The organism is Bifidobacterium catulorum, assembly GCF_003129925.1.
Lineage (GTDB): Bacteria > Actinomycetota > Actinomycetes > Actinomycetales > Bifidobacteriaceae > Galliscardovia > Galliscardovia catulorum.
Map to the genome: position 1 here is coordinate 1 of NZ_QFFN01000014.1, position 20,590 is coordinate 20,590.

The following is a 20,590-nucleotide window of genomic DNA, read 5'->3' on the forward strand; positions in this document are numbered from 1 at the left end:
CCCCCGGGCGGGGGGGCCCCCCCGGGCGGGGGGCCGGGGCCGGGGCCCGGGAGGGCACGCCGTCGGCCGGAACCGGTGTCCGGCCGGCAATCGTCCGTGCCTACAGCAGCGACGCGCCCTCGTTGAGCATGATGATGGTAACGAGGGCGAGCACCCATACGACGTCGATCATCAGGTCGATGTTGAGACGATAATAGGTGTCCAGCCCGCGGCGCAGGCCTCCGAAACGGCCGTCGTGACGCGGCAGGCCCTGCACCTGCACGCTCGCGTGCGTCAACGCCATGAACTGGATGGTCGTGGCGAACATCAGCACCAGGCACCATGGGCACAGCGCATGGATGACGAACACCGACTGCGTGAACAGCCAATAGGCGTAGGCGAGCGCCGCAAGACCCCCCAGCCAGGTGCATGCGGCGAACCAGCGGGGCACGCGCACGCGGGCGAGTCCGATGACGGCCACGGTGATGAACACCGCCTCGGCGGCGATGCCGAAGAACGCGTTCGGATAGCTCAGGTCCCCGATGTGTATGATCTCCGCCTGCCAGCTTTGCGCCACCGTGGAGCAGGAGACCACGGAGTTGACGTCGCAGTCGAGCTTGACGTCGGGATTCCGCGCCAGATGCAGCGTTTCGGCGGAGAGCACGAACGACACCATCAGCGCCACCGCCGAGGCCGCCAGCATGACGAGGTATGTCCATGCGGCGCCGTGCCGCCATCCGCGCGGCGCGTCCCCGCGGCCTGCGGTCTTGGTCGCGTCAGCGTCGTATGAGGCCACGTTGTCGAAATCGTCGTTGTCGAAATCGTTGTCGAAATTGCCGTTGGCATTGCCGTGTCGGTTGGCGTTGTCGTGTCGGTCCACCATCGTCCCCCCGATGTCCATCGTTTTCCCGCCGTGCCATGACGCGGACTGCGTCATCGTCACATCCGGCGTGTACTTATGACGGCAACAGCTTACGATAGTGATATGACTGCACGAAACGAACACACCATCGGATGGGACCTGCATTGCCACAGCGCATACTCCGACGGCACCGAATCGCCGGAGGGGCTGGTTCTTGAGGCGTGCCGGCGGGGCCTGTCCGGCGTGGGCATCACCGACCATGACACGTGGGCGGGATGGGGCGAGGCCGAGGAGGCCAGTCGGCGCCATGGCATGCCGCTGATGCGCGGCACCGAGATCACGGCGGACATGGACGGCATCTGCGTGCACATGCTCGGACTGCTGTATTCGCCGGACGACGACGTTCTGCGCGACCTGTTCGAGACCACGCGGATCAACCGCACGAAACGCATGAAGAAGATGGTGGAGAACCTGTCCGCCGATTTCCCCATCACCTGGGATGATGTGATCGCGCAGGTGAAGGAGGGGGAGTCGACGACCATCGGCAGGCCGCATATCGCCGACGCCATGGTGGCGCTGGGGTTCTTCCCGGACCGTTCCGCCGCATTCGCCGGCACCATCAACAAGAACGGCCCGTATTATGTGCCGATAGTCTCGCCGGACGCCCGTACGGTGGTCAGGGCGGTCAAGCATGCGGGCGGCGTCGCCATCGTCGCGCATCCGGCGGCGACGTCGCGCAACAACCACATCCTCACCGATGAGCATATCGCCGATCTCGCACAGGCCGGACTGGACGGCCTGGAGGTGTTCCACAGGGATAATTCCCCCGAACAGAGGAAGCGTCTTCTCGGACTGGCGGAGGACCTGCATCTGCTGACGACGGGAGGCTCCGACTGGCATGGCGCGGGCAAGCCGAACGTGATGGGGGAGCACGTCACCGACGACGCCACCGTCGAGGAGATCGTGCGTCGCGGCGCGATCGGGATCATACGGTAGCGATACCGCGGACGGCGATGCCGTCGAGCAACGGAAAACGGCTTCCCGCCGCATGGGAGGGAAGCCGTTATGCATGTCGCCGTACGGGACGGGCGATGACCTAGCCGAGGGCGCCGAAACCGACCGGATGCGAAGTCTCGGAGCCGACGATGGCATATCCGATGGCCTTGCCCGGGATGACGATGCGGCGGCCCTTGACGTCGGTCAGGTCCACCACCGTCCCCTGGCCCACGGCCTCGCTGATGGCGGCGCTGACTTCGTCCGCGGACTTGTCGGTGGCGAAGCTCACCGGGCGTGTGACGTTCTGAATGCCGATTTCGACGTCCATGGTTCCTCCTTGGCCGTTTGGCCGGTTGCTGGTTATCAACACTATCACCGGATTCTAGCGATTGCCGGCGGATTCGGGCGGAACGTCCGCAGGCTCTTCGCTGTCGGCGTCAACGTCGTCCGGCGAGCGTCCGGCGTCGTCGCCGGCCGTGTCCGCGTCCGAGTCGACCAGCGACACATAGCCGGTCGGATGGTCGCCCACATGGTTGTCGTCGGTCATGGGGGAGGGCGTGACGTTGCCGTCGTCGTCGAAATCCGCCTCGGTCAGCCTCGGCATGGCGATGGTACGCGTGCCGTCGGTCTTCACGTCGGCCGGCGTCACCACGTCGGTCTTGGACTCCGGCGCCTGCGGGTGCGCATCGGTCGGCTCGTCCAATACGGGACGTTGGCGCTTGGTCTTCGGCGGGAACGACGTCTGTGTGGCGTCGCGTGCGGGGGCGTCGTCTCGTGGGGAGGACGGCGGTTCGACGTTCCGGTCCTTGTTCCGGTCCTTGTTCCGGTCGGCGGGGGAGTCGTTCTCCAGCAGGGTCCCCACGGTGATCGTGGACGGATGGCGGCCGGGCTGCTCCGCGCCGTCTCGCGTCGTGAGCCTTGAGGCCCGTACGGAAAGCTGATGGGCGAGCCGTTCCACCTGCGCCTTGAATTCGATGATCTTGTCGTTGTCGGCGCGGTCGAGCGCGCGGATGAAGTCGCCCACCTGCTCCATCTGCAGCCACAGGCTGGCGCGCAGCATGATGAGGTCGTCCAGACGGGAGCCGATCAGCCGCGCGTAGGCGGACAGCACGTTGTTGCGGCGTTTGGAGTCGAGCCTGTCGAATATCCACGCCAGGTCGCGCGCCGGATCGTTGACCTGCATGTTGCTCCAATGGTAGATGGCGTTGAGGCCGGTGCTGGAGAACAGCATGTCCCCGTCGTCGAACCCGCCATGCACGGGGCAGGTGTGGAACGACCACAGTCCCTCGGTGGCCACGATGCGGTCCCAGCTCGACGTGATCTCGTCGGGGACGTGGCCCGCCTCCTTCAGCCGGGCTATCCACGAGACCAGCTGGTTGCGGATCTGCATGGACGAGAACGATGGGTACCGCTCCTTCTCCAGGAACGCCGGGCGCAGACGGTGGATGGCGCCGATGGCGGTGCCCACGGAGACGCACTGGCTTTCCGTCAGCTGGTCGAGCGGCGTGGCGAAGCCGTCGTTGTGCACGGAGACGAGCACGGCGGTGGATCCGGTGGGGCCGTTGGCATGTTCCCCGGACTGGAACGCGACGGTGCGCTCCAGTGCGAATCCCAGTCCAGCTGGCTCCTTGGCGCGCAGCAGCGCTGCCGATGAGTTCGCGCGGGTCAGCAGCCGCTTCCTTCCCGCGGCCGTGTCGGATACGCTGACGTCGAACTCCCTTCCCGCGGTGTCGGTGACCACGGCGGTGTCGATGCCGTCGTCCCCGGAAAGCGGGTATTGCTCGGATTCGCGCGTGCTGGCCACGGAGAGATTCGGCATGGCGGCGGACGCAAGGGCCGCCAGGGTAAATACTGAACGTTCACTCACGTGTTCCACTCTAATGCAAGTCGGGTCCCGAATCGTTCAGGAAACCTGCGAGAATGGGTGTGTGAATGCAAAAGGCGAGGAAATTCTCCAAGGGCTCGACGAGGCGCAGACCAGGGCCGCCCGGGCGGTCGACGGGCCAGTGCGCATCATGGCCGGTGCCGGGGCCGGCAAGACCCGAACCATCACCCGGCGCATAGCCTACGCCTGCGCCACCGGGGCATGGAATCCCATGGGCAGCCTGGCCGTCACCTTCTCGGTGAAGGCCGCCGCCGAGATGCGCTCCAGGCTGGCCGCGCTCGGTGTGCCGCAGGTGAAGGCGGCCACATTCCACTCCGCAGCGCTCAAACAGCTGCGGCGCGTATGGCCCGAGCTGAGCGAGGCGTACTTCCCGGGCATCATCGAGGACCCGCGGCAGTCCGTCTCCGCCGCCTATACGCGGGTGACGGGCAATGCGGACGCCGATCCGATGGCCATCCGCGCGCTGTCGGCGGAGATCAACTGGACGAAGGTGTCGCTCATCGCCCCCGAGGACTACGAACGCGTATGCGCCGCCACGCACCGCATCCCGCCGGCGGAGCTGGACGCCGGCCGCATGGCGGACGTCATCATGGCGTACGAGCAGGCGAAGACGGGCCGCAACCGCATCGACTTCAACGACATCCTGCTCATGGCCTGCCATGTGCTCGAACACTTCGAGGAGCAGGCCGCGTCGATCCGCTCCCGTGTACGTTGGGTCACCGTCGACGAATACCAGGACGTGTCCCCGCTGCAGCACCGGCTGCTGCGGCTGTGGATGGGGGACCGCGACTCCCTGTGCGTCGTGGGGGACCCGGCGCAGACCATCTATTCGTTCGCCGGCGCCACCAGCCATTATCTGCTGGGCTTCGCCGACGAGTTCCGTTCGCTGAACGCCGACGTCAGGCTGGAGACCGACTACCGTTCCACGCCGCAGATCGTGCGGTACGCCAACCGCGTGCTCTCCGCCGCGCCATGCGCCGGCGACTATCTCGATCTTCGTTCGGGACGCGAGTCCGGCCGGAGGATGATGTGCTCCTCCTACGACACCGACGAGAAGGAGGCGCAGGGGGTGGCACGGAAGATCGCTTCACTGGTGGCCCGTGGCGTCGATCCCGACGACATCGCCGTGCTCATGCGCATCAACGCGCAGGGGGCGATGGTGCGCGCGGCGCTGTCGCGATTGCGGATCCGCTCGCGCATACGTTCCGAATACGGTCAGAGCGGGGCTGCGCTCATCGACTCGTCCGCCGCGGCGGCGCGGGCGGCGGCCGCGGACCTCGCAGCCGGCCCCGCCGGGGCCGTCAGCATCTCCACCATCCATGCTGCCAAGGGTCTGGAATGGCGGCATGTGTTCATCATCGGGTGTTCGGAGGGGCTGATGCCGTTCGGATCGCCCGCACCCGGGGACCTTCTGGAGGAGGAGCGTCGGCTCATGTATGTGGCCGTCACGCGGGGAGAGGATACCGTGGACCTCTCCTTCGCCACGGCCAAGGACGGCGCGAGTATGCAGCGGCGCACGCCCAGCCGGTTCCTCGGATAGAGCGGGACGGGGCGCACCGGTCGGCGTCAGCCGTTGCCGTTGCCGTCGGTACCGTTGCCGCCGTCGTTGCCGGATTCGGAGCCGTCGTCGCCCGCGCTCCCGTCCCCGTTCTCGTCCAGCAGTTTGCTGAGCTCCGCGTCCCAGTCCACCGAGGTGGCGGGGCGGCCTTCATCGGCGGCCGTGGAATCCGGCGCGTCGCCTGTCCCGTCCGGCTTCTGGTCGGCGAACGTCGGCAGCAGGTCGGGATGCCCCCATCGGCCGTCACGTCCCTCGGCGCCTTCGGCCGCCGTGACGGCCTCCCACAGCCCCGCGGCCTCGCGCAGGCGCTTCGGCCGGAGCCTGAGGCCGAGGAGCGATTCGAACGTCAGCTCCGCCGGGCCGCCGACTGCGCGCTCGCGGCGCATCATCTCGCGCAGCTGCTCGATGTGCGGCAGATGCGCCATGCCGGCGCGCCACACCACGCAGTCGACCCAGCCCTCGACCAGCGCGAGCAGCGTTTCGAGGCTGCCGAGCGCCTCCTTCTGCTCGGGGGAATCCCCGATGCCCACCTTCGACAGGTTCACCGCGCCGGCGATGGATTCCGGGTTCATGGCCTCGGCCTCGCGCAGCTGCTCCTCCATGGCGTCGAGATCGATGGAGATGCCTCGCGCGTACTTGCCGATCAGCGCCTCGAACCGCGGCATCAGCCACGGCACGGAGGCGTAGAGCCGGGCGTGCGACACCTCGTGCAGGGCGAGGAAGCCCATCACCTCGGACCGGTCGATCTCCAACTCCTTGGCGTAGGCGTCGATGTTCTCGGGGATCAGCGCGCCGGCCGGGTTCTTCAGCAGTGCGATGCCCTGGTCGAAGCTGCCATGCACCTCGCTGGAGAGGTTGCCCGCCGCGTTGCCCAGCTGCATGGCGAACGAGGTGTTGCCCAGCAGCTTCATCAGCGTGGACGGGTTCTTGAGGTCGTCGGGGATCGGAATCGGCACGGGGCCGGCGAAGATGCCGGACACCTCGCCGTCGAGCGCGCCGCCGAGACGCTCCGAGAACACCGAGGCGAGCGCGTCGTTCATCGATTCCGCGACCGGCGCGGCGAACGAGGCCCACGAGGGCAGCGTTCGCTCCACCCATTCGGCGCGGGTGAGCACGTCGGCCTGCCCCTTGACCGGATCGAACTCGGTCACGGTGTCGAGCCACAGGTTGGCCTCGCTCAGCGACTGGCGTGCGGCGGCGCCGTCCTCGGCGCTGACCATCGAGGCGGAGCCGGCCTCCCTCGTCTTGTTCAGGGCGATGGACTGGGCGAGTCTGACGTTGATCGGCCCCTCCTCCATCGTGCGGTGCACGTCGCCGGCGGTGTTCAGCCCGCCCGCCGTCAGCGCCTCCGCCAGAGAACGGACCTCCGAAGGCCTGGGCAGCCCTTCGACCCCCTGGCTCATGATCTGCTCGCGAATCGATTCGGGCAGCGCGGAAAACTGCTTCCACGCCATCTCCCCCTGAACCGGGCCGAAGGAGTCGATAAGCCACTGATGCAGTTCGTTGTCTTCCATACCTTCACCATCTGTTGCCGACGCACGGGCGCCGCTACGGTTGTTATCGTTGACTCCAATAATAAAAGAAGTCCTTTCCATCCATACTATGAGGGGTATGCCCATCATGCATCTCAAACGCGTCAAGTTCGCCGTCAGCGCCATGCCGTCGCGGGTCATACGGTATTTCCGCGTCCGAGGCCTCCGATACAGCCTGGGCCTCGTCGGCGCCGTGCTGTGCGTGGTCATGCTGTGCATGCCCAGCGGATACGTCACCGAGGGGCCCGGCCCCACCCGGGACGTGCTCGGCACGGTGGACGTCGGTGACTCCGGTGACTCCGGCGACGCCAGGCCGATGATCGTGGTCAAGGGCGCGAAGACCCATGACGACACCGGCCGTCTGCTGCTGACCACGGTGAACAGCTACGGCATCGACTGGCCTCCGACCAACGCGGAGGCGCTGCTGGCCTGGGCGAACCCCCATGCCGGCGTGCTGCCGCGCGAGGCGGTGATCCCGCCGGGGCAGAGCGGCGAGGACTACACGCGCACGGCGAAGAAGGAGATGACCGGCGCGCAGGACGCCGCGTCCACGCAGGCGCTGAGGTTCCTCGCATCCCGGGGGATGGACACGTCCGGCGTGACGGTGTCGATGAACGTCGACGAGATCGGCGGGCCGTCGGCCGGCATGATGTATGCGCTGGGCGCCATCGACAAGCTCACCGAGGCGGATGAGACCGGCGGCAGGACCATAGCCGGCACCGGCACCATCGACAAGGACGGCAAGGTGGGCGCCATCGGCGGCATCCGCCTCAAGATGATCGGCGCCCGGCGCGACGGCGCCACATGGTTCCTCGCCCCCAAGGACAACTGCGGCGAGGTCGTAGGCCATGTGCCCGACGGATTGCGCGACGTGAGCGTATCGAACCTGTCGGAAGCGTACGATGCATTGGTCGCCATCGGCCAGGGCAGGGGGGACTCCCTGCCGCATTGCGCCGCCGAATAGCGGGCCGATGAGGCGGAACGACCACTATTCGCACATTCGTGGTTTCGATGCCGTTGTTGTTCCGCAAGTGTTGCTATGCTGAATCCGTGGTTGAAACTACTAGGCATACGGCTGACGTTTTTGGGTTCCATTCCGGCGATATCATCCAGGAGTGGCTATGGGACGACGACGTGGATGATTCCATCCGCGAGGGCATCGAGACCATCACCGGCGAGGACCTCGTCGACGAGGATTATGATTCCGACGTCGACGGCGTGATCCTGTGGTGGCGTGATGGCGACGACGAGGATGCGTTGTCGGACACGATCATGGATGCCGCCACCGTGCTGAACGAGGGGAGCCCGTTCTGGGTGGTCACCCCGAAGCCTGGACGCAAGGGCGCCGCCGGCGCCACGACCATCGAGAACGCGGCGAAGACGTCCGGCATGAACGCCGCGACCCCGCAGACGGTGAACGCCGACTGGAACGCGGTGCGTCTGCGCGCGTTCGGAAAAGGAAGATGATGATGCGGGGCCGGTGATGGCCCCTTCCATTCATGAATCGTCGATTAGGGCAGAAAAACGACGGTTTTCGGCCGGTATCGGCACATTCGTGAATTGAACAAGGCCGTTGGATCGTTTCCAACGGCCTTTCTATCGTGGGTGATAAGGGACTCGAACCCCTGACATCCACCGTGTAAAGGTGGCGCTCTAACCAACTGAGCTAATCACCCGCAATCGTCTAGGATAACGCATACCACCCGGTATGTGCTTCCGCGTGTCGTGTCTTTTGCCGGTTTTTTCGTGTCCGTCCGGTTCCGATACGATATTTGACCGCGCAATCACGTAAGGTGGCTGTAGTCGAAAGAAATCCATCGCAGCCGAGGAGGTCGGTTTTATGGCGCATCAGCGTGAGACAGGGCGCAACGGTGCTTCGATTGCCAAGGCGGGAAAACGCAAGTGGGGCTATGACGTCAGTCAGGTCGACTCCTTCCTCGAACGAGCCCACACCCTGTACGAGGACGCCGAACCGAAGATGACCCAGGAGGACATCCAGAACGTCTCGTTCGCCTTGGAGAAGAACGGATATGTGATTTCGCAGGTCGACGCCGCGCTCAACCGGCTGGAGAAGGCCGTGGTCGACAAGCAGACCCAATGGGACGTGGCCTCGTTCGGCCGCGTGGCATGGCGCGCGACCACCGAGCAGCTCGCCCACAGCCTGTATCCGCGATCGGAGCGTCCCGAGAAGGACCGGTTCTCCCCGGGGGAGGAGAAGAAGCCGTCGTATGACCGCAGGCAGGTCGACCGTCTGGTGACGCAGATCGTGGGCAAGATCCGTCGCGAGCTCGGCGAATCCGATCAGGACGCGGACGCCGCCGCAGACGCCGAACTGACGTCGATGCGCGTCTCCAACATCATCTTCACCCAACGCACCGGACGGCACGGATACAGCGAACGGCAGGTGGACGCCTATCTCAACCGCGCGGTGCAGGTGCTGTCGCGCCTCGAATCGTTCGCGCGCCTTGAAGGGTCGCTGTCCAGCGTGGAGGAGGGGGACGTGAAGCCGTCCCGGTCAGCCGTGCAGTCCACGCCCGCTCCGCTGAGCCAACGCCCCACTGAGATGCTGTTCAACGCCGTGCCCCAGCCGAAGAACGAGGCCAAGACCGAGGCGCTGGAAGGATACGGATACGCTCCGGGTAAAGAGGACACGTCGAAGACGGGCGCCGGAAACGGGAAGGAAACCCCGTCATTCCACGATCTGCGCAAGGCGGAGAACGAGATATTCAACGCCGGCGGCGACGGACTGCCCTTCGCCCAATCGCCGGCTGCGGCGGTCAGCGGATCGCTGGCGGGCCTGGTGAACGCGACCACCGCCGGAAACAGCCATCCCGAACCGGCTGCTGACAAGCCGGCCACTGACAAGCTGGCCACTGACAAACCGGTTGCCGATATCGGGCAGAAGCCCCGGCGCTCGCGGCCTGCGACGACGCCGGAACCATCCCCGTTGGAGGAGACCGCCGCATACACGCCGGACGACCTGCCGGCACCCCCGTCTCCGGACGCCGGATCCTCCCACCGGTTCGACTTCGCGGCCCCGGCCACGCCGAAGACGGAATCCCCGGCCCCCGCCCCGGAACTTTCGACGCAGGAGCCCTCGCCGGCACTTGGGGCGACGGAGGCGTACTCCTTCGACTTCGACGCGTTCGACAACGGCGGCGAAAGCAATGGCAACGGCGTCGCCATCGACAAGGCGGACGGACCGGATGCGCCGGCGTCCGCTTCATCGCCGTACCTGGCCTCGTCCTACGAGTCGTCGTACGCCCCCACGTATTCCGCCCCCGCGCCGGGTGAGGCCGGCTCCGCGAAACCCGCCGAATCCCAGAAATCGGACGGTGGCACGGACCATGACGGCCGGACATCGACGGCCGAAGCCGACGACTACCTGTCGTCGCTGCTCGACACCAGCTCCATACCGGCCGTGGACTTCCACATCCCCAGTCTGACGTTCCCCACGAGCAACATCGAGAACGACGAGAAGAAATCCTGAACGACGGATACCCCGATCCAGAAGAAACAGGTGAACATCAAGTGAGTCAATCACCGAACGACAACCCCACGGACGCCTATCTGGACGACGTCTCCTGGCATCGTAGCGTCATCGTGCTCGGATCCACCGGATCCATAGGCACCCAGGGGCTCGACGTCATCGCACGGCACCCCGACCGGTTCGAGGTCACGGCGCTCGCCGCGGGAGGCTCGCATATCGCCCTCCTCGCCGAACAGGCCGCCAGGTTCCACGCCCGCCATGTGGCCGTGTTCCGCGAGTCCGCGGCCGACGAACTGCGTGACGCGCTCGCCGCGCTCGGCGTCTCCGACATCGACGTGGCCGCAGGTCCGCAGGCCGTCATCGACGTCGCGTCGCTCGGCGCGGACGTCGTACTCAACGGCATCACCGGCTCCATCGGCCTCGAACCCTCCATCGCCGCGCTCAGGGCGGGCTCCCAGCTCGCGCTCGCCAACAAGGAGTCCGTGGTGGCCGGAGGGCATCTGCTCTTCGACTCGCAGGTGCGCGCAGGGCAGATCAACCCCGTGGACTCCGAGCATTCGGCCATCTGGCAGTCGCTCAGGTCCGGCACCCACAACGAGGTCGAACGGCTCGTCGTCACCGCGTCGGGCGGCCCGTTCCGCGGCCGCACACGCGCCGAACTGACCCACGTGACGCCGCGGGAGGCGCTCCACCATCCCACATGGAACATGGGGCCCGTCGTCACCATCAACTCCTCGACCCTCATGAACAAGGGGCTGGAGGTCATCGAGGCCAGCCGCCTGTTCGACATCCCGCCGCAGCGCATCGCCGTCACCGTGCATCCGCAGTCGATCGTCCACTCCATGGTCGAGTTCCGTGACGGCGCCACCATTTGCCAGGCCTCGCCGCCCGACATGCGCCTGCCCATCGCCCTGGGGCTCTCCGCACCGGACCGGCTGCCGAACATCGCCCGGCCATGCGACTGGACCACCGCCACGCAGTGGACGTTCGAACCGCTTGACGACGAGGCGTTCCCCGCAGTCGAACTCGCGCGCCATTGCCTCGCCGCATCCGAAAAACACACGGCCGTGCTCAACGCCGCCAACGAGCAGGCCGTGCACGCGTTCCTCGACGGCCGGCTGCCGTATCTGGGCATCACCGACACCGTGCGCGAGACGCTCGACGAGCTCGACGCCGAACTGCGCGGCGCGCCCCTGTTCGAATCCGTGGAGGAAATGAGCCGACTCGAACAAACTGCGCGCCGGCTGGCCGACGATTTGATAGACAGGCAATCGTGACTGATTCCAACACCATGATCCCGACCGCATCCGACGCCTCTTTCCGCAAGACGGGAGCGCCCTCCATCGGGGAATCCCCGCTGCATGCGCGGCGCAGGTCCCGTCGCATCATGGTCGGGCCCGTACCGGTCGGCGGAGGCGCGCCCGTCAGCGTGCAGTCGATGACCAACACGCTCACCGCGGACGTGCCGGCCACGCTCCAGCAGATCGCCGAGCTGACCGCGGCCGGCTGCGACATCGTGCGCGTGGCCGTGCCCAGCCAGGACGACGCCGACGCCCTGCCCGAGATTTGCCGCAAGTCGCCGATCCCCGTCATCGCCGACATCCATTTCCAGTCGAAGTATGTGTTCCAGGCCATCGACGCCGGATGCGCGGCCGTGCGCGTGAACCCCGGCAATATCCGCAAGTTCGACCAGGTCGGTCCCGACATCTGCAAGGCCGCCACCGACGCCGGCATCAGCCTGCGCATCGGCGTCAACGCCGGCTCCCTCGACAAGACGCTATACGCCAAGTACGGCGGACCCACGCCCGAGGCGCTCGTCGCCTCCGCGCTCAAGGAGGCCCACATGTTCGAGGATGTGGGCTTCCATGACTTCAAGATCTCGGTCAAGCACCATGACGTCGTCACCATGGTGCAGACCTACCGTCTGCTCGCCTCCAAGGGCGACTGGCCGCTGCATCTGGGCGTCACCGAGGCCGGTCCGCAATGGCAGGGCACCATCAAGTCGTGCCTCGCGTTCGGCGCGCTGCTGGCCGAAGGCATCGGCGACACGATCCGCGTGTCCCTGTCCGCGCCGCCGGTCGAGGAGGTGAAGGTCGGCTGCAAGCTGCTCGAATACCTGGGGTTGCGCGCACGGAAGTTCGACATCATCTCCTGCCCGAGCTGCGGCCGCGCGCAGGTGGACGTCATCCAGCTCGCCAACGCGGTGACCGACGGTCTCAAAGGCATCACCGCCCCCATCCGCGTGGCCGTCATGGGCTGCATCGTCAACGGCCCGGGCGAGGCCAGGGAGGCCGACCTCGGCGTCGCCTCCGGCAACGGCAAGGGACAGATCTTCATCAAGGGCAAGGTCATCAAGACGGTTCCCGAGGACCAGATCGTCGATACCCTGCTCGGCGAGGCGCACGCGATCGCCGAACGCATGAAGGATGAGGCCGAGGCGAACGGCACCACGCTCGACGCCGCCCCCGTCGTCATCCCCATCACCCCCGACATCAGACGCCACACCTCCTGACGGGAGGCGATTGGAGTTGGGGCATTGTCTATTCGCAGGGCAATCGACAATGTCGTCAATCGTTGAGAAGCGCATACAATGGCTGTATCGTTCCATCCAGGGAGATTGAACGGAGGTCGTTATGTCTACTATGACATTGAGCATTCCCGATGTGGATACGGCGAGATATGTGGATGCCGTGGATGCCGCGCACGCTGCGGGTATTGACTTCGATGAATATCTGCGCCATGCGATTAATATGTTTGCTCGGCGCGATGATATCCGAGGTCGTATGCCTCATGCGCTGTCGACCGATAGAGTATTGCGCACTGACGCTGATTTCGATGCGTTTGAACATGAAATGCTGGGCGATGATTGACATCGTGTATTTCGATTTGGCGCGATTCGATCTCAAAAGACTCAGCAGATACCGTCGTGATTTTGCAGCTGAGGTATTGCGTATCGTCCGCGAGGAGCTACGTGTCGATGGATGCGTCTCCGTTGCCTATGATCCATAGGTATTGGGCGATCCGGACGGGCATTACTCCGGTTATATGGAACTCCATGCGTTCGATGATGTGCTTGTATTGTATTATCCACCGTCCCCGACGGATTTGTCAGGATTCAGCGGGTCTGTACACATACCGAACTGCATGCCGGTGCCTTCAGGACGGAGTGGCCGCGTTCCTGGTGCACGCCTCGTTGCTATGATATCCGCTGATGAGTGATCGGCCGTCAGATGTGTCTCATCGGCGTATGACCGGCATCGGCAAGAAAGATACGATACCGCGGGCTTTTGTCCTCAATGAATGAGAGTGAATGACTTCGCAAGAGTCACAGCGTTTTTTTCTGGAATTCCCGTGTGCAATAGATATGCCCATGACCTCACCGCAGCTCCTATTAAATGCGAAGGAGAATATGGCGCAAACATCAGATTACTTCACTTCTGAATTTGTGAAAAAGAAGATTAGATAAGCGAGATAGTTTAGTTATCGAATTCAGCTTTGCATTAAGAACAAAAGCCAAGCGAGAATCTAATTCCACTGCATTCTATCAGCAGATGTGCTCTGTGGGTGATATCATGTAATTCACTGATTCAGCGAAGGTATGCACGATGCAGTGTGATATAGCAAGGCAGGGGGGAGACCACTATGTTTGATGAATCTAGGATTGCGGCATCCTTGTCTCCAAGGAGAAGGTGATGTTAGACCAGATTGTTTGTTCGCATTGTGGCAGCAGTGAGTTTATTGACAGAGGAGATATGCAAATATGTGCATATTGCAGGTCTCTCTTTAGAAGAAAAGCTCCGTATAACGAAGAATCAGGTGCAACTATAGATGTTATGGAAGATGTGAAGCTTCTTCTGGAGAAATGTCGAAAAGACCCGAGTCGTGCATCGAGATATGCAGGGCTGGTGCTTGACATCGATCCCACAAATCAAGATGCTTTGCAATATCTCTAAGGAAGGGATGCGTTATGAAAGTAGCGCGTATTGCTTCATCGAATAACTTCGATGAAGTTGAATTCATTCAATTTCTTAAAGAAAACCAGTATCCGGTGAAATCAACTATTTTGGGAAGTGATTTGGAAGATTCAGCCGTTAATGGTGCGATTACCGCCTACAAAGCTAGGCTATCCGAAATTGAGTTGAAAAAAGAACAAGATAGACGGAAAGAAGAAGAAAAACGCGCCGAAATACGAAAAGAAGAAGGGGCGCGAAGAGCTGCGATGTCGCAGATTCTTATCACTTCGGGATTCAATTTTGACGGTTATTCTATTAAGAAATATTCTGGATATATATCCGGCGATGACGTATTACAGATAGATCGAGGTCGAGAAGGAATTTTTTCTAATCCCACCGCTGTTGGTCCTGCCATGAGTAAAGCGCTTGTTAGTCTACGTCGTAATGCTCTTGCTGAGCTTAAGGAAGCTGCTCTCGACTTAGGCTGTAATGCTGTTATCGGTGTTGATTTCGATTACATGACTTTGGCTCCAGAGACAGTGAACATGAATGGAGGAACTCTATATCTTCCGTATGTGTTTTGTGTCACTGCTAATGGTAACGCTGTTGTGATAGAAAAAAAGGCATAGACAACAATCATCAGGGGGGAGTTATGGGTTTCGTCAAGGCGTTTTCAGGCGCTTCCGGAGGGACTCTTGCTGATCAATGGATTGATTTTTATACGATTCCAGATGGGTTGCCCGCGACTGTTGGCGTGTGTAAGGCGACACAAAGTGCGAATAGTATTTCGAGAAGTTCTAATCGATCTGCAAGTGACTGCTTGATAACGAATGGTTCTCGCATTGTTGTTCCAGAAGGCTATGCTCTTGTGACTTTCGAAGACGGCAAGGTTACAGGCTTCATTTCAGAGCCTGGAGGTTACACATGGCATTCAGATAACATTAATTCAAAGAGCATCTTTGCAGGAGACTCCTTACGAGACGCAATCATAACGCAAACTATCAAACGTTTTGCATTCGGGGGTACGCCGGGTTCTTCCCAGATTGCTGTATATGTTAATCAGAAAGAGATTCCCAATCTTCGTTTTGGCACACCAAATGAAATATACTGGGACGATGCTTTTCTCAATACACAAGTTGGAGCATCAGTGCGCGGCGTATATACGTTAAAGATTATTAATCCTGTTCTCTTTCTTAAACAGTTCGTCCCTGCTGATTATTATTCGTTCAACAGCTACTTAAAAGTGTTTGATTTGTCTGATTTTGAGAATGATTCAGCGACACAGCTATTTAAAGAAGTAGTTGCCTCTCTCGCACCAGCATTTAGCGCATTCGCGAGGAAAAATGGTGGATCGGTTAGGATGTCCGATTTGCAATCAGATTCAGCGAAGTTTGCCGATACTTTTTCGCAGGCAATTGAGAATAACTATTCTTGGGGTGCCGGCCGAGGAATTAACCTTGTCAAGGCTTCTATTACGGCTATTGATTATGATTCGAAAACGAAGGAGCTTATTGAGACGGTACAACGCGCAGATGCGCTTATAGGAGCACGGGGGGTTTCGAATCTTCAGGCGTCATTTGCTGAGGGGGTTCAGTCTGCAGGATCTAATCCAGATAGCGGCGCATTGGGAATTGCTTTCATGAATATGGCTATGGGTGGCATTGGCGGCATGACGGTCGGTGCAAAAGCCACTACTGAGGCGCATAAGGAAGAGAATACTGATCCATACGAAAAACTTGAACGACTTAAAGAACTGATGGATAAAGGTGTTATTAGCCAAGAAGAGTTTGATTCAGTCAAACGGAAGACTCTCGGCCTTTGAATAGAGTAGACCCCAGGGGCGGCGGCGTATAGAATGTCCTGCGTGTTCGAACGCCGCAAACCCCAGGATCCCACGGAATGGACGTGGTCGAAGAAGATGCTCGTGAGCATCCCCATCTTCATCATTCTGATGGGCATACTCACGTCGGTCTCGCACATCACCACCGTGGAATGGAAGAACGAGCCGACCGACCGCAGCGTCGAGACGCTGGCGGCAAGCACGGCCGTCACCTTCCGCAACACCACCGGCGGGACGTTGCCCAAACGGGGCGACCATGACGTCCAGACGCGAAGCGAGTGGATCGACCTCGTCCGCCCGTCGACGGGCGAACGGCAGCGGGCGCACGTGCTCATCCGCTCGCCGAAGACCACGGCCGCCGAACACAGTCTGCCCGCCGTCGTGTTCATGCACGGTGCCGGATACGGCACCGCCGACAACTCCTTCGGCGACGTGGCCGAGGACCTGAGCTCCGCAGGATTCGTCACCGCCACCGTCGACAAGCCGGTATGGTCCACGAACGACATCACCCGCGACTATCCGGCCTCGGCCCACGCATACGGGCAGGTCGTGGACTATCTGCGTTCGCTGCCCTCCGTGAATCCGGACAAAGTCGGCATCTACGCCACGTCGGAAAGCACATGGATATCGCCGTATCTCGTACGCGACGACGGGAACATCGCCTTCCAGATACTGCTCTCGCCCATGGTGTACAGCCCACGCCACGCCCTGGGGTTCTTCGTGGCGCAGGACTTCGCCATCGTGGGCGCCAACCCCGGATACCAGTCCATCGTCCGCCGCGTGTTCAGCGCCGACATGGCCAGATTCGGCCTCGGCAACCTCGACTTCGACCCGCTTGTGGCCCAGGGCTACGCCATACCCACCTTCGTGGCCTACGGATCCAAGGACGTTATGACCGCACAGGTCGACGGCATCGGGGAGATCGAGAACATGGCGAGACGGACCGACAACTGGGACGTCACCGTACGCAACTATCCGGTCGCCAACCATGTGATGAGGCTCGGCGACGAGGCCGAGGAGGGCACGCCGCTCGTCGACCGCTACGAGGACGACATGGTCGACTGGGCGGTCGGCCGGGCGCATGGTCTTGAGGAGACGTCGCCGCCGATCGCCGGCGCCACCATCTACCAGTCCATCGCCGTGCCCACCAACCTGTACGCCCACGGCAAACTCACCATATACGGTGCCGTCATCCATGTGACGGCCGCCGTCATGCTGGTCGTGGCGGCCCTGCTCAACATCGTCGCGCTGATACGCAAGATAGGGCATCTCATACGGCGGAAAGGCCCGCTGCTCGGCTACGTGCGCGGATACCAGCGGGTGCTCATCGCCATATCCACCACCACCATGGCGTCATTGCTTCTGTTCATGGCCGGCGTCGGACAGACCATCTGGCGCATGGTCGGACTCATATGGGGCGGCGCGCCCGAAGCCCCGGGCATGATCTACTGGAGCTGGTATGCGATCCAGGGGGCCTGCGCCATCGTGGTATGGGCATGGTCTCGCGTGTTCTGCGAAATACTGCACACCATGTCCATCAAAGGACTGCTGCGCACCCCGGAGGAATGGCGCGCCGACTTCAAGGTGCGCAGACTCACCGGGCGTCCAGTGCTGCGCATCCGCGACTGGCATCCCGGGCCGGTCATAGCCTCCACGCGGTTCGGCGTCGTCATGTTCGTCGTCACCACGCTCACCATGTTCTGCATACTGCTCGTCCTGGCGTTCTGGGGCCTGTTCATCTACTGACGACGACGGCCGGCCTGGAACGACCGGCGGCGAAAGGAACGCGATGCCACTCTACAAGGACGAGGGACTGGTGCTCCGCACCGTCAAACTCGGCGAGGCCGACCGCATCATCACCATCCTCACCCGCGACCACGGCAAGATCCGCGCCGTGGCCAAAGGCGTGCGACGATTGAAATCCCGGTTCGGCGCCAGACTCGAACCCTTCATGCGGGCCGACCTGCTTATCGCCACCGGACGATCCCTGGACGTCGTCTCCCAAGCCTCGTCGAAAGGCATGTACGCCGACCGCATCATCACCGACTACGATTCCTACATCAACGCCGGCATGGTCGTCGAGACCGCCGACCGGCTGTTCTCCGCCCTCGACGAGCCATCGCCACGCCAATACCTTCTCGCCGTCGGCGCCATCTCCGCACTGGCCCGGCATCTGCACGCCCCCGGAGACATCGGCGAATCCTACATGCTGCGCGCCCTCGCGCTCGCCGGATGGCGTCCTCGTCTCGACGCCTGCGTCGTCTGCGGCGAGACGGAGGGCCTGTGCGCGTTCTCCGTGCCGGGCGGCGGCGCGATGTGCGGCAAGGACCGTACGCCCGAGGCAAGACGCGTGACGGCCTCGCAGCTCGCGAGGCTTCGGGCGCTGCTCGCGGGGGATTGGGACGCATTGAATGCGGCGGTCCGGGCGCGCGGCGAGGCCGGCGGCGACGTCGCGGCGGCGGACGTCGGAGTGGTGGACGTCCGCATGTCGGCCGGCGGCGAGTCCCATGCCGCGGCGGTCCATGCCATAGTTGAAGAATGGGCGGAGTATTATCTTGAGCGCCCGATTCGTTCCGCACACTTGCTAGATTCATAACCATGGCTTTTGAACACGTCGATTACACGTCGCTCGACATTCCCGCGGCGCCCTTCTCCGACCCATCGATCATCCCTGATTTCCCCAAGGGCAAGGTGCCCCGCCATGTGGGCGTCATCATGGACGGCAACGGACGCTGGGCGCAGCAGCGCGGACTCGTGCGCACCAACGGGCATCAGGCCGCCGAACCCGTGGTGTTCGACACCATCGCCGGCGCCATCGAGGCGGGCGTGCGTTATCTGAGCCTGTATACGTTCTCCACCGAAAACTGGAAGCGTTCGCCCTCCGAGGTGCGGTTCCTCATGGGATTCAGCCGCGAGATCATCCACCGCCGCGTGGCGCAGATGGATGAGTGGGGGGTGCGCGTGCGCTGGTCCGGGCGCCGTCCCCGGTTGTGGAAATCCGTGATCGACGAGCTTGAGACCGCGATGGAGCGTACGAAGAACAACAAGGTCATCGACGTGGTGTTCTGTATCAACTACGGCGGGCGCGCCGAGATCGCCGACGCCTGCGCCGCCATCGCGAAGGAGGTGCGCGACGGTCGCATCTCCGGCGACCGTGTCACCGAGAAGATGATCGCCCAGCACCTGTACAACCCCGACATCCCCGATTGCGATCTGGTGATTCGCACGTCGGGCGAGCAGCGTACGAGCAACTTCCTGCCGTGGGAGGCCGCCTATGCGGAGCTTGACTTCGTGCCCGAGCTGTTCCCCGACTGCGGGCGCGAGGTCCTGTGGCGTTCCATCGACCACTACATCCACCGCGATCGACGGTTTGGGGGAGTGAAACGCTAGCAAGCGTTTCACTGCCGCGCCGCAATTGTATCGAGCGGCGTGGCGGATAGGGCGCGGCCGTGGGGCCGTCCGTTGTTGCTGGAGTGAAACGCTGACGGCGTTTCACTGCCGCGCCGCGCGGTGGTTCAGTAGCAGTCCCACGTGTAGGCGACGCTTGAGAAGTCGAGTCGGCGCAGCCGTTCCGGCTCGATGAAGAAGTTCATCACTCCGGTGTCTCCGAACATGAGTCGTCCGTCATCGAGCGAATCCAGTTGGAGCAGCGGGGTGGTGAACCGCTCCAGACCGGAGCCGTCTTCCCGAGGATCGTCCTGGGTGAACATGCCGTAGCCTCCGATCCGTTGACCGGCACCGCCCAGCATGTCGTCGAGCGCGTCGCGAATCTCCGCATCATGCGTCTGGAAGAAGTCGCGGTCGCGCTCGTTCAATGCGCCCAGACAACGCTGCAGCAAGGCTTCGAAACGGAAGTCGGAAGTCGGCATCGCCTGCATGGACGGTTTCGGTTCCAGCCGGAACTCGACGTCGGGGTCATGCAATGGCAGGTCGGTGTCGTCCTTCCATTCGGGGCGGACGATCCGTCCCCGCCGTACGTCGTCGGGAACGGGAATGTATCGTATGCGCCATGAGCGCTGCAGGGTCAGGTGGTCCCAGTCCATGCCGAACAGGGAGTCGTCGCCGGCGATGAAGAACTGCAGCAGCCCATCCTGGGGGAAGTCCTGCAGGCGGGGGAGTTGGGAGAAGTTCAGCTGGGCGAGGAGGAACAGCGGCTCGCCGGTCTCCTTGTTCCTGGGCGTGCTCATGGCTGGTGGCACATAGAACGCGCCGCCGATCTTGGTGTCGGTGATGGAGGGCGTGTCATGCGTGGGGAGGAGTTCGATGGACGGCCGCTGCGTCTCGTCGCGGACCATCGATGCGATCATCTGCGCCAGATAGTCGGTCAGCTGGGGGATGCGCTGCGTATCGGAATAGGCTTCGTCCCGTTGGATTCCCGTGATGTTCTCCGCTATGGGGTTGGGGGTGTTGCGGACGATGTCCCGCTCGTCCTTCGAGGCTTTCCCTCCGAACAGCTTGTCCAGGAATCCCATGGCGCTCTCCTTACCGCATGACG

Annotated in this window: 19 protein-coding genes and 1 tRNA gene; 14 read left to right on the forward strand and 6 right to left on the reverse strand. The window is 62.7% G+C overall.

From position 1 onward, the window contains the following. Positions 1-100: 100 nt before the first annotated feature. The gene (locus DF200_RS06030; RefSeq protein WP_241520163.1) at positions 101-682 is read right to left on the reverse strand and encodes a vitamin K epoxide reductase family protein; all 582 of its coding nucleotides are present in this window, start codon (positions 680-682) and stop codon (positions 101-103) included. 282 nt (positions 683-964) lie between these two features. Here DF200_RS06030 and DF200_RS06035 point away from each other — a divergent pair, with 282 nt between their 5' ends. Beyond that, positions 965-1,837, forward strand: a complete 873-nt coding sequence (locus DF200_RS06035; RefSeq protein ID WP_109137389.1) for a PHP domain-containing protein — start codon at positions 965-967, stop codon at positions 1,835-1,837. Positions 1,838-1,937: 100 nt separating this feature from the next. Here DF200_RS06035 and DF200_RS06040 read toward each other — a convergent pair whose 3' ends face one another. After that, positions 1,938-2,165 (reverse strand): DUF3107 domain-containing protein, encoded by a 228-nt coding sequence (locus DF200_RS06040; protein WP_109137390.1) that lies wholly within the window; start codon positions 2,163-2,165, stop codon positions 1,938-1,940. A 54-nt stretch (positions 2,166-2,219) separates the two neighbouring features. Then, on the reverse strand, positions 2,220-3,704 hold the full coding sequence (locus tag DF200_RS06045) for a phosphotransferase (RefSeq protein ID WP_146192028.1): 1,485 nt from the start codon (positions 3,702-3,704) through the stop codon (positions 2,220-2,222). A 13-nt stretch (positions 3,705-3,717) separates the two neighbouring features. Here DF200_RS06045 and DF200_RS06050 point away from each other — a divergent pair, with 13 nt between their 5' ends. Beyond that, the gene (locus tag DF200_RS06050; protein ID WP_109137392.1) at positions 3,718-5,262 is read left to right on the forward strand and encodes an ATP-dependent helicase; all 1,545 of its coding nucleotides are present in this window, start codon (positions 3,718-3,720) and stop codon (positions 5,260-5,262) included. Positions 5,263-5,288: 26 nt separating this feature from the next. On the opposite strand, the gene DF200_RS06055 is transcribed toward DF200_RS06050, so the two are convergent. Then, a complete protein-coding gene (locus DF200_RS06055; protein ID WP_109137393.1) occupies positions 5,289-6,794 on the reverse strand; it encodes a zinc-dependent metalloprotease in 1,506 nt (501 codons plus the stop codon). 106 nt (positions 6,795-6,900) lie between these two features. Here DF200_RS06055 and DF200_RS06060 point away from each other — a divergent pair, with 106 nt between their 5' ends. Beyond that, a complete protein-coding gene (locus DF200_RS06060) occupies positions 6,901-7,776 on the forward strand; it encodes a YlbL family protein (protein WP_439098319.1) in 876 nt (291 codons plus the stop codon). Positions 7,777-7,862: 86 nt separating this feature from the next. Further along, complete coding sequence (locus tag DF200_RS06065; protein WP_241520159.1) at positions 7,863-8,279, forward strand: DUF3052 domain-containing protein; 417 nt, start codon at positions 7,863-7,865, stop codon at positions 8,277-8,279. A gap of 135 nt (positions 8,280-8,414) precedes the next feature. Here the strand turns inward: DF200_RS06065 and DF200_RS06070 are convergent. Continuing rightward, positions 8,415-8,488 (reverse strand) — tRNA-Val (locus DF200_RS06070). 164 nt (positions 8,489-8,652) lie between these two features. On the opposite strand from DF200_RS06070, the gene DF200_RS06075 reads away from it, so the two are divergent. The 10 genes from DF200_RS06075 (at position 8,653) to DF200_RS06115 (ending at position 19,485) form a co-directional block, all read left to right on the forward strand. Next, a complete protein-coding gene (locus tag DF200_RS06075) occupies positions 8,653-10,302 on the forward strand; it encodes a DivIVA domain-containing protein (RefSeq protein ID WP_109137396.1) in 1,650 nt (549 codons plus the stop codon). Positions 10,303-10,382: 80 nt separating this feature from the next. Next, positions 10,383-11,579, forward strand: a complete 1,197-nt coding sequence (dxr, locus tag DF200_RS06080) for a 1-deoxy-D-xylulose-5-phosphate reductoisomerase (RefSeq protein WP_109137428.1) — start codon at positions 10,383-10,385, stop codon at positions 11,577-11,579. Positions 11,580-11,593: 14 nt separating this feature from the next. Beyond that, complete coding sequence (ispG, locus tag DF200_RS06085; protein ID WP_109137429.1) at positions 11,594-12,814, forward strand: flavodoxin-dependent (E)-4-hydroxy-3-methylbut-2-enyl-diphosphate synthase; 1,221 nt, start codon at positions 11,594-11,596, stop codon at positions 12,812-12,814. Between the two features lie 121 nt (positions 12,815-12,935). After that, entirely contained in the window at positions 12,936-13,172 is a 237-nt protein-coding gene (locus DF200_RS10680) for a hypothetical protein (RefSeq protein WP_146192029.1), read from the forward strand. Between the two features lie 822 nt (positions 13,173-13,994). Next, positions 13,995-14,255 carry a hypothetical protein gene (locus DF200_RS10685; protein ID WP_146192030.1) on the forward strand — a complete coding sequence of 87 codons (261 nt, stop codon included), beginning with the start codon at positions 13,995-13,997 and terminating at the stop codon, positions 14,253-14,255. Positions 14,256-14,269: 14 nt separating this feature from the next. Continuing rightward, the gene (locus DF200_RS10690) at positions 14,270-14,884 is read left to right on the forward strand and encodes a YbjQ family protein (protein WP_146192031.1); all 615 of its coding nucleotides are present in this window, start codon (positions 14,270-14,272) and stop codon (positions 14,882-14,884) included. Positions 14,885-14,907: 23 nt separating this feature from the next. Then, the gene (locus tag DF200_RS06100; protein ID WP_109137398.1) at positions 14,908-16,077 is read left to right on the forward strand and encodes an SPFH domain-containing protein; all 1,170 of its coding nucleotides are present in this window, start codon (positions 14,908-14,910) and stop codon (positions 16,075-16,077) included. Positions 16,078-16,110: 33 nt separating this feature from the next. After that, positions 16,111-17,841, forward strand: a complete 1,731-nt coding sequence (locus tag DF200_RS06105; RefSeq protein WP_109137399.1) for an alpha/beta hydrolase family protein — start codon at positions 16,111-16,113, stop codon at positions 17,839-17,841. A gap of 43 nt (positions 17,842-17,884) precedes the next feature. Beyond that, the gene (recO, locus tag DF200_RS06110) at positions 17,885-18,691 is read left to right on the forward strand and encodes a DNA repair protein RecO (protein WP_109137400.1); all 807 of its coding nucleotides are present in this window, start codon (positions 17,885-17,887) and stop codon (positions 18,689-18,691) included. A 2-nt stretch (positions 18,692-18,693) separates the two neighbouring features. After that, positions 18,694-19,485 (forward strand): isoprenyl transferase, encoded by a 792-nt coding sequence (locus DF200_RS06115; protein ID WP_109137401.1) that lies wholly within the window; start codon positions 18,694-18,696, stop codon positions 19,483-19,485. A 125-nt stretch (positions 19,486-19,610) separates the two neighbouring features. Here DF200_RS06115 and DF200_RS06120 read toward each other — a convergent pair whose 3' ends face one another. After that, on the reverse strand, positions 19,611-20,567 hold the full coding sequence (locus DF200_RS06120; RefSeq protein ID WP_109137402.1) for a YwqG family protein: 957 nt from the start codon (positions 20,565-20,567) through the stop codon (positions 19,611-19,613). Between the last annotated feature and the right edge of the window lie 23 nt (positions 20,568-20,590).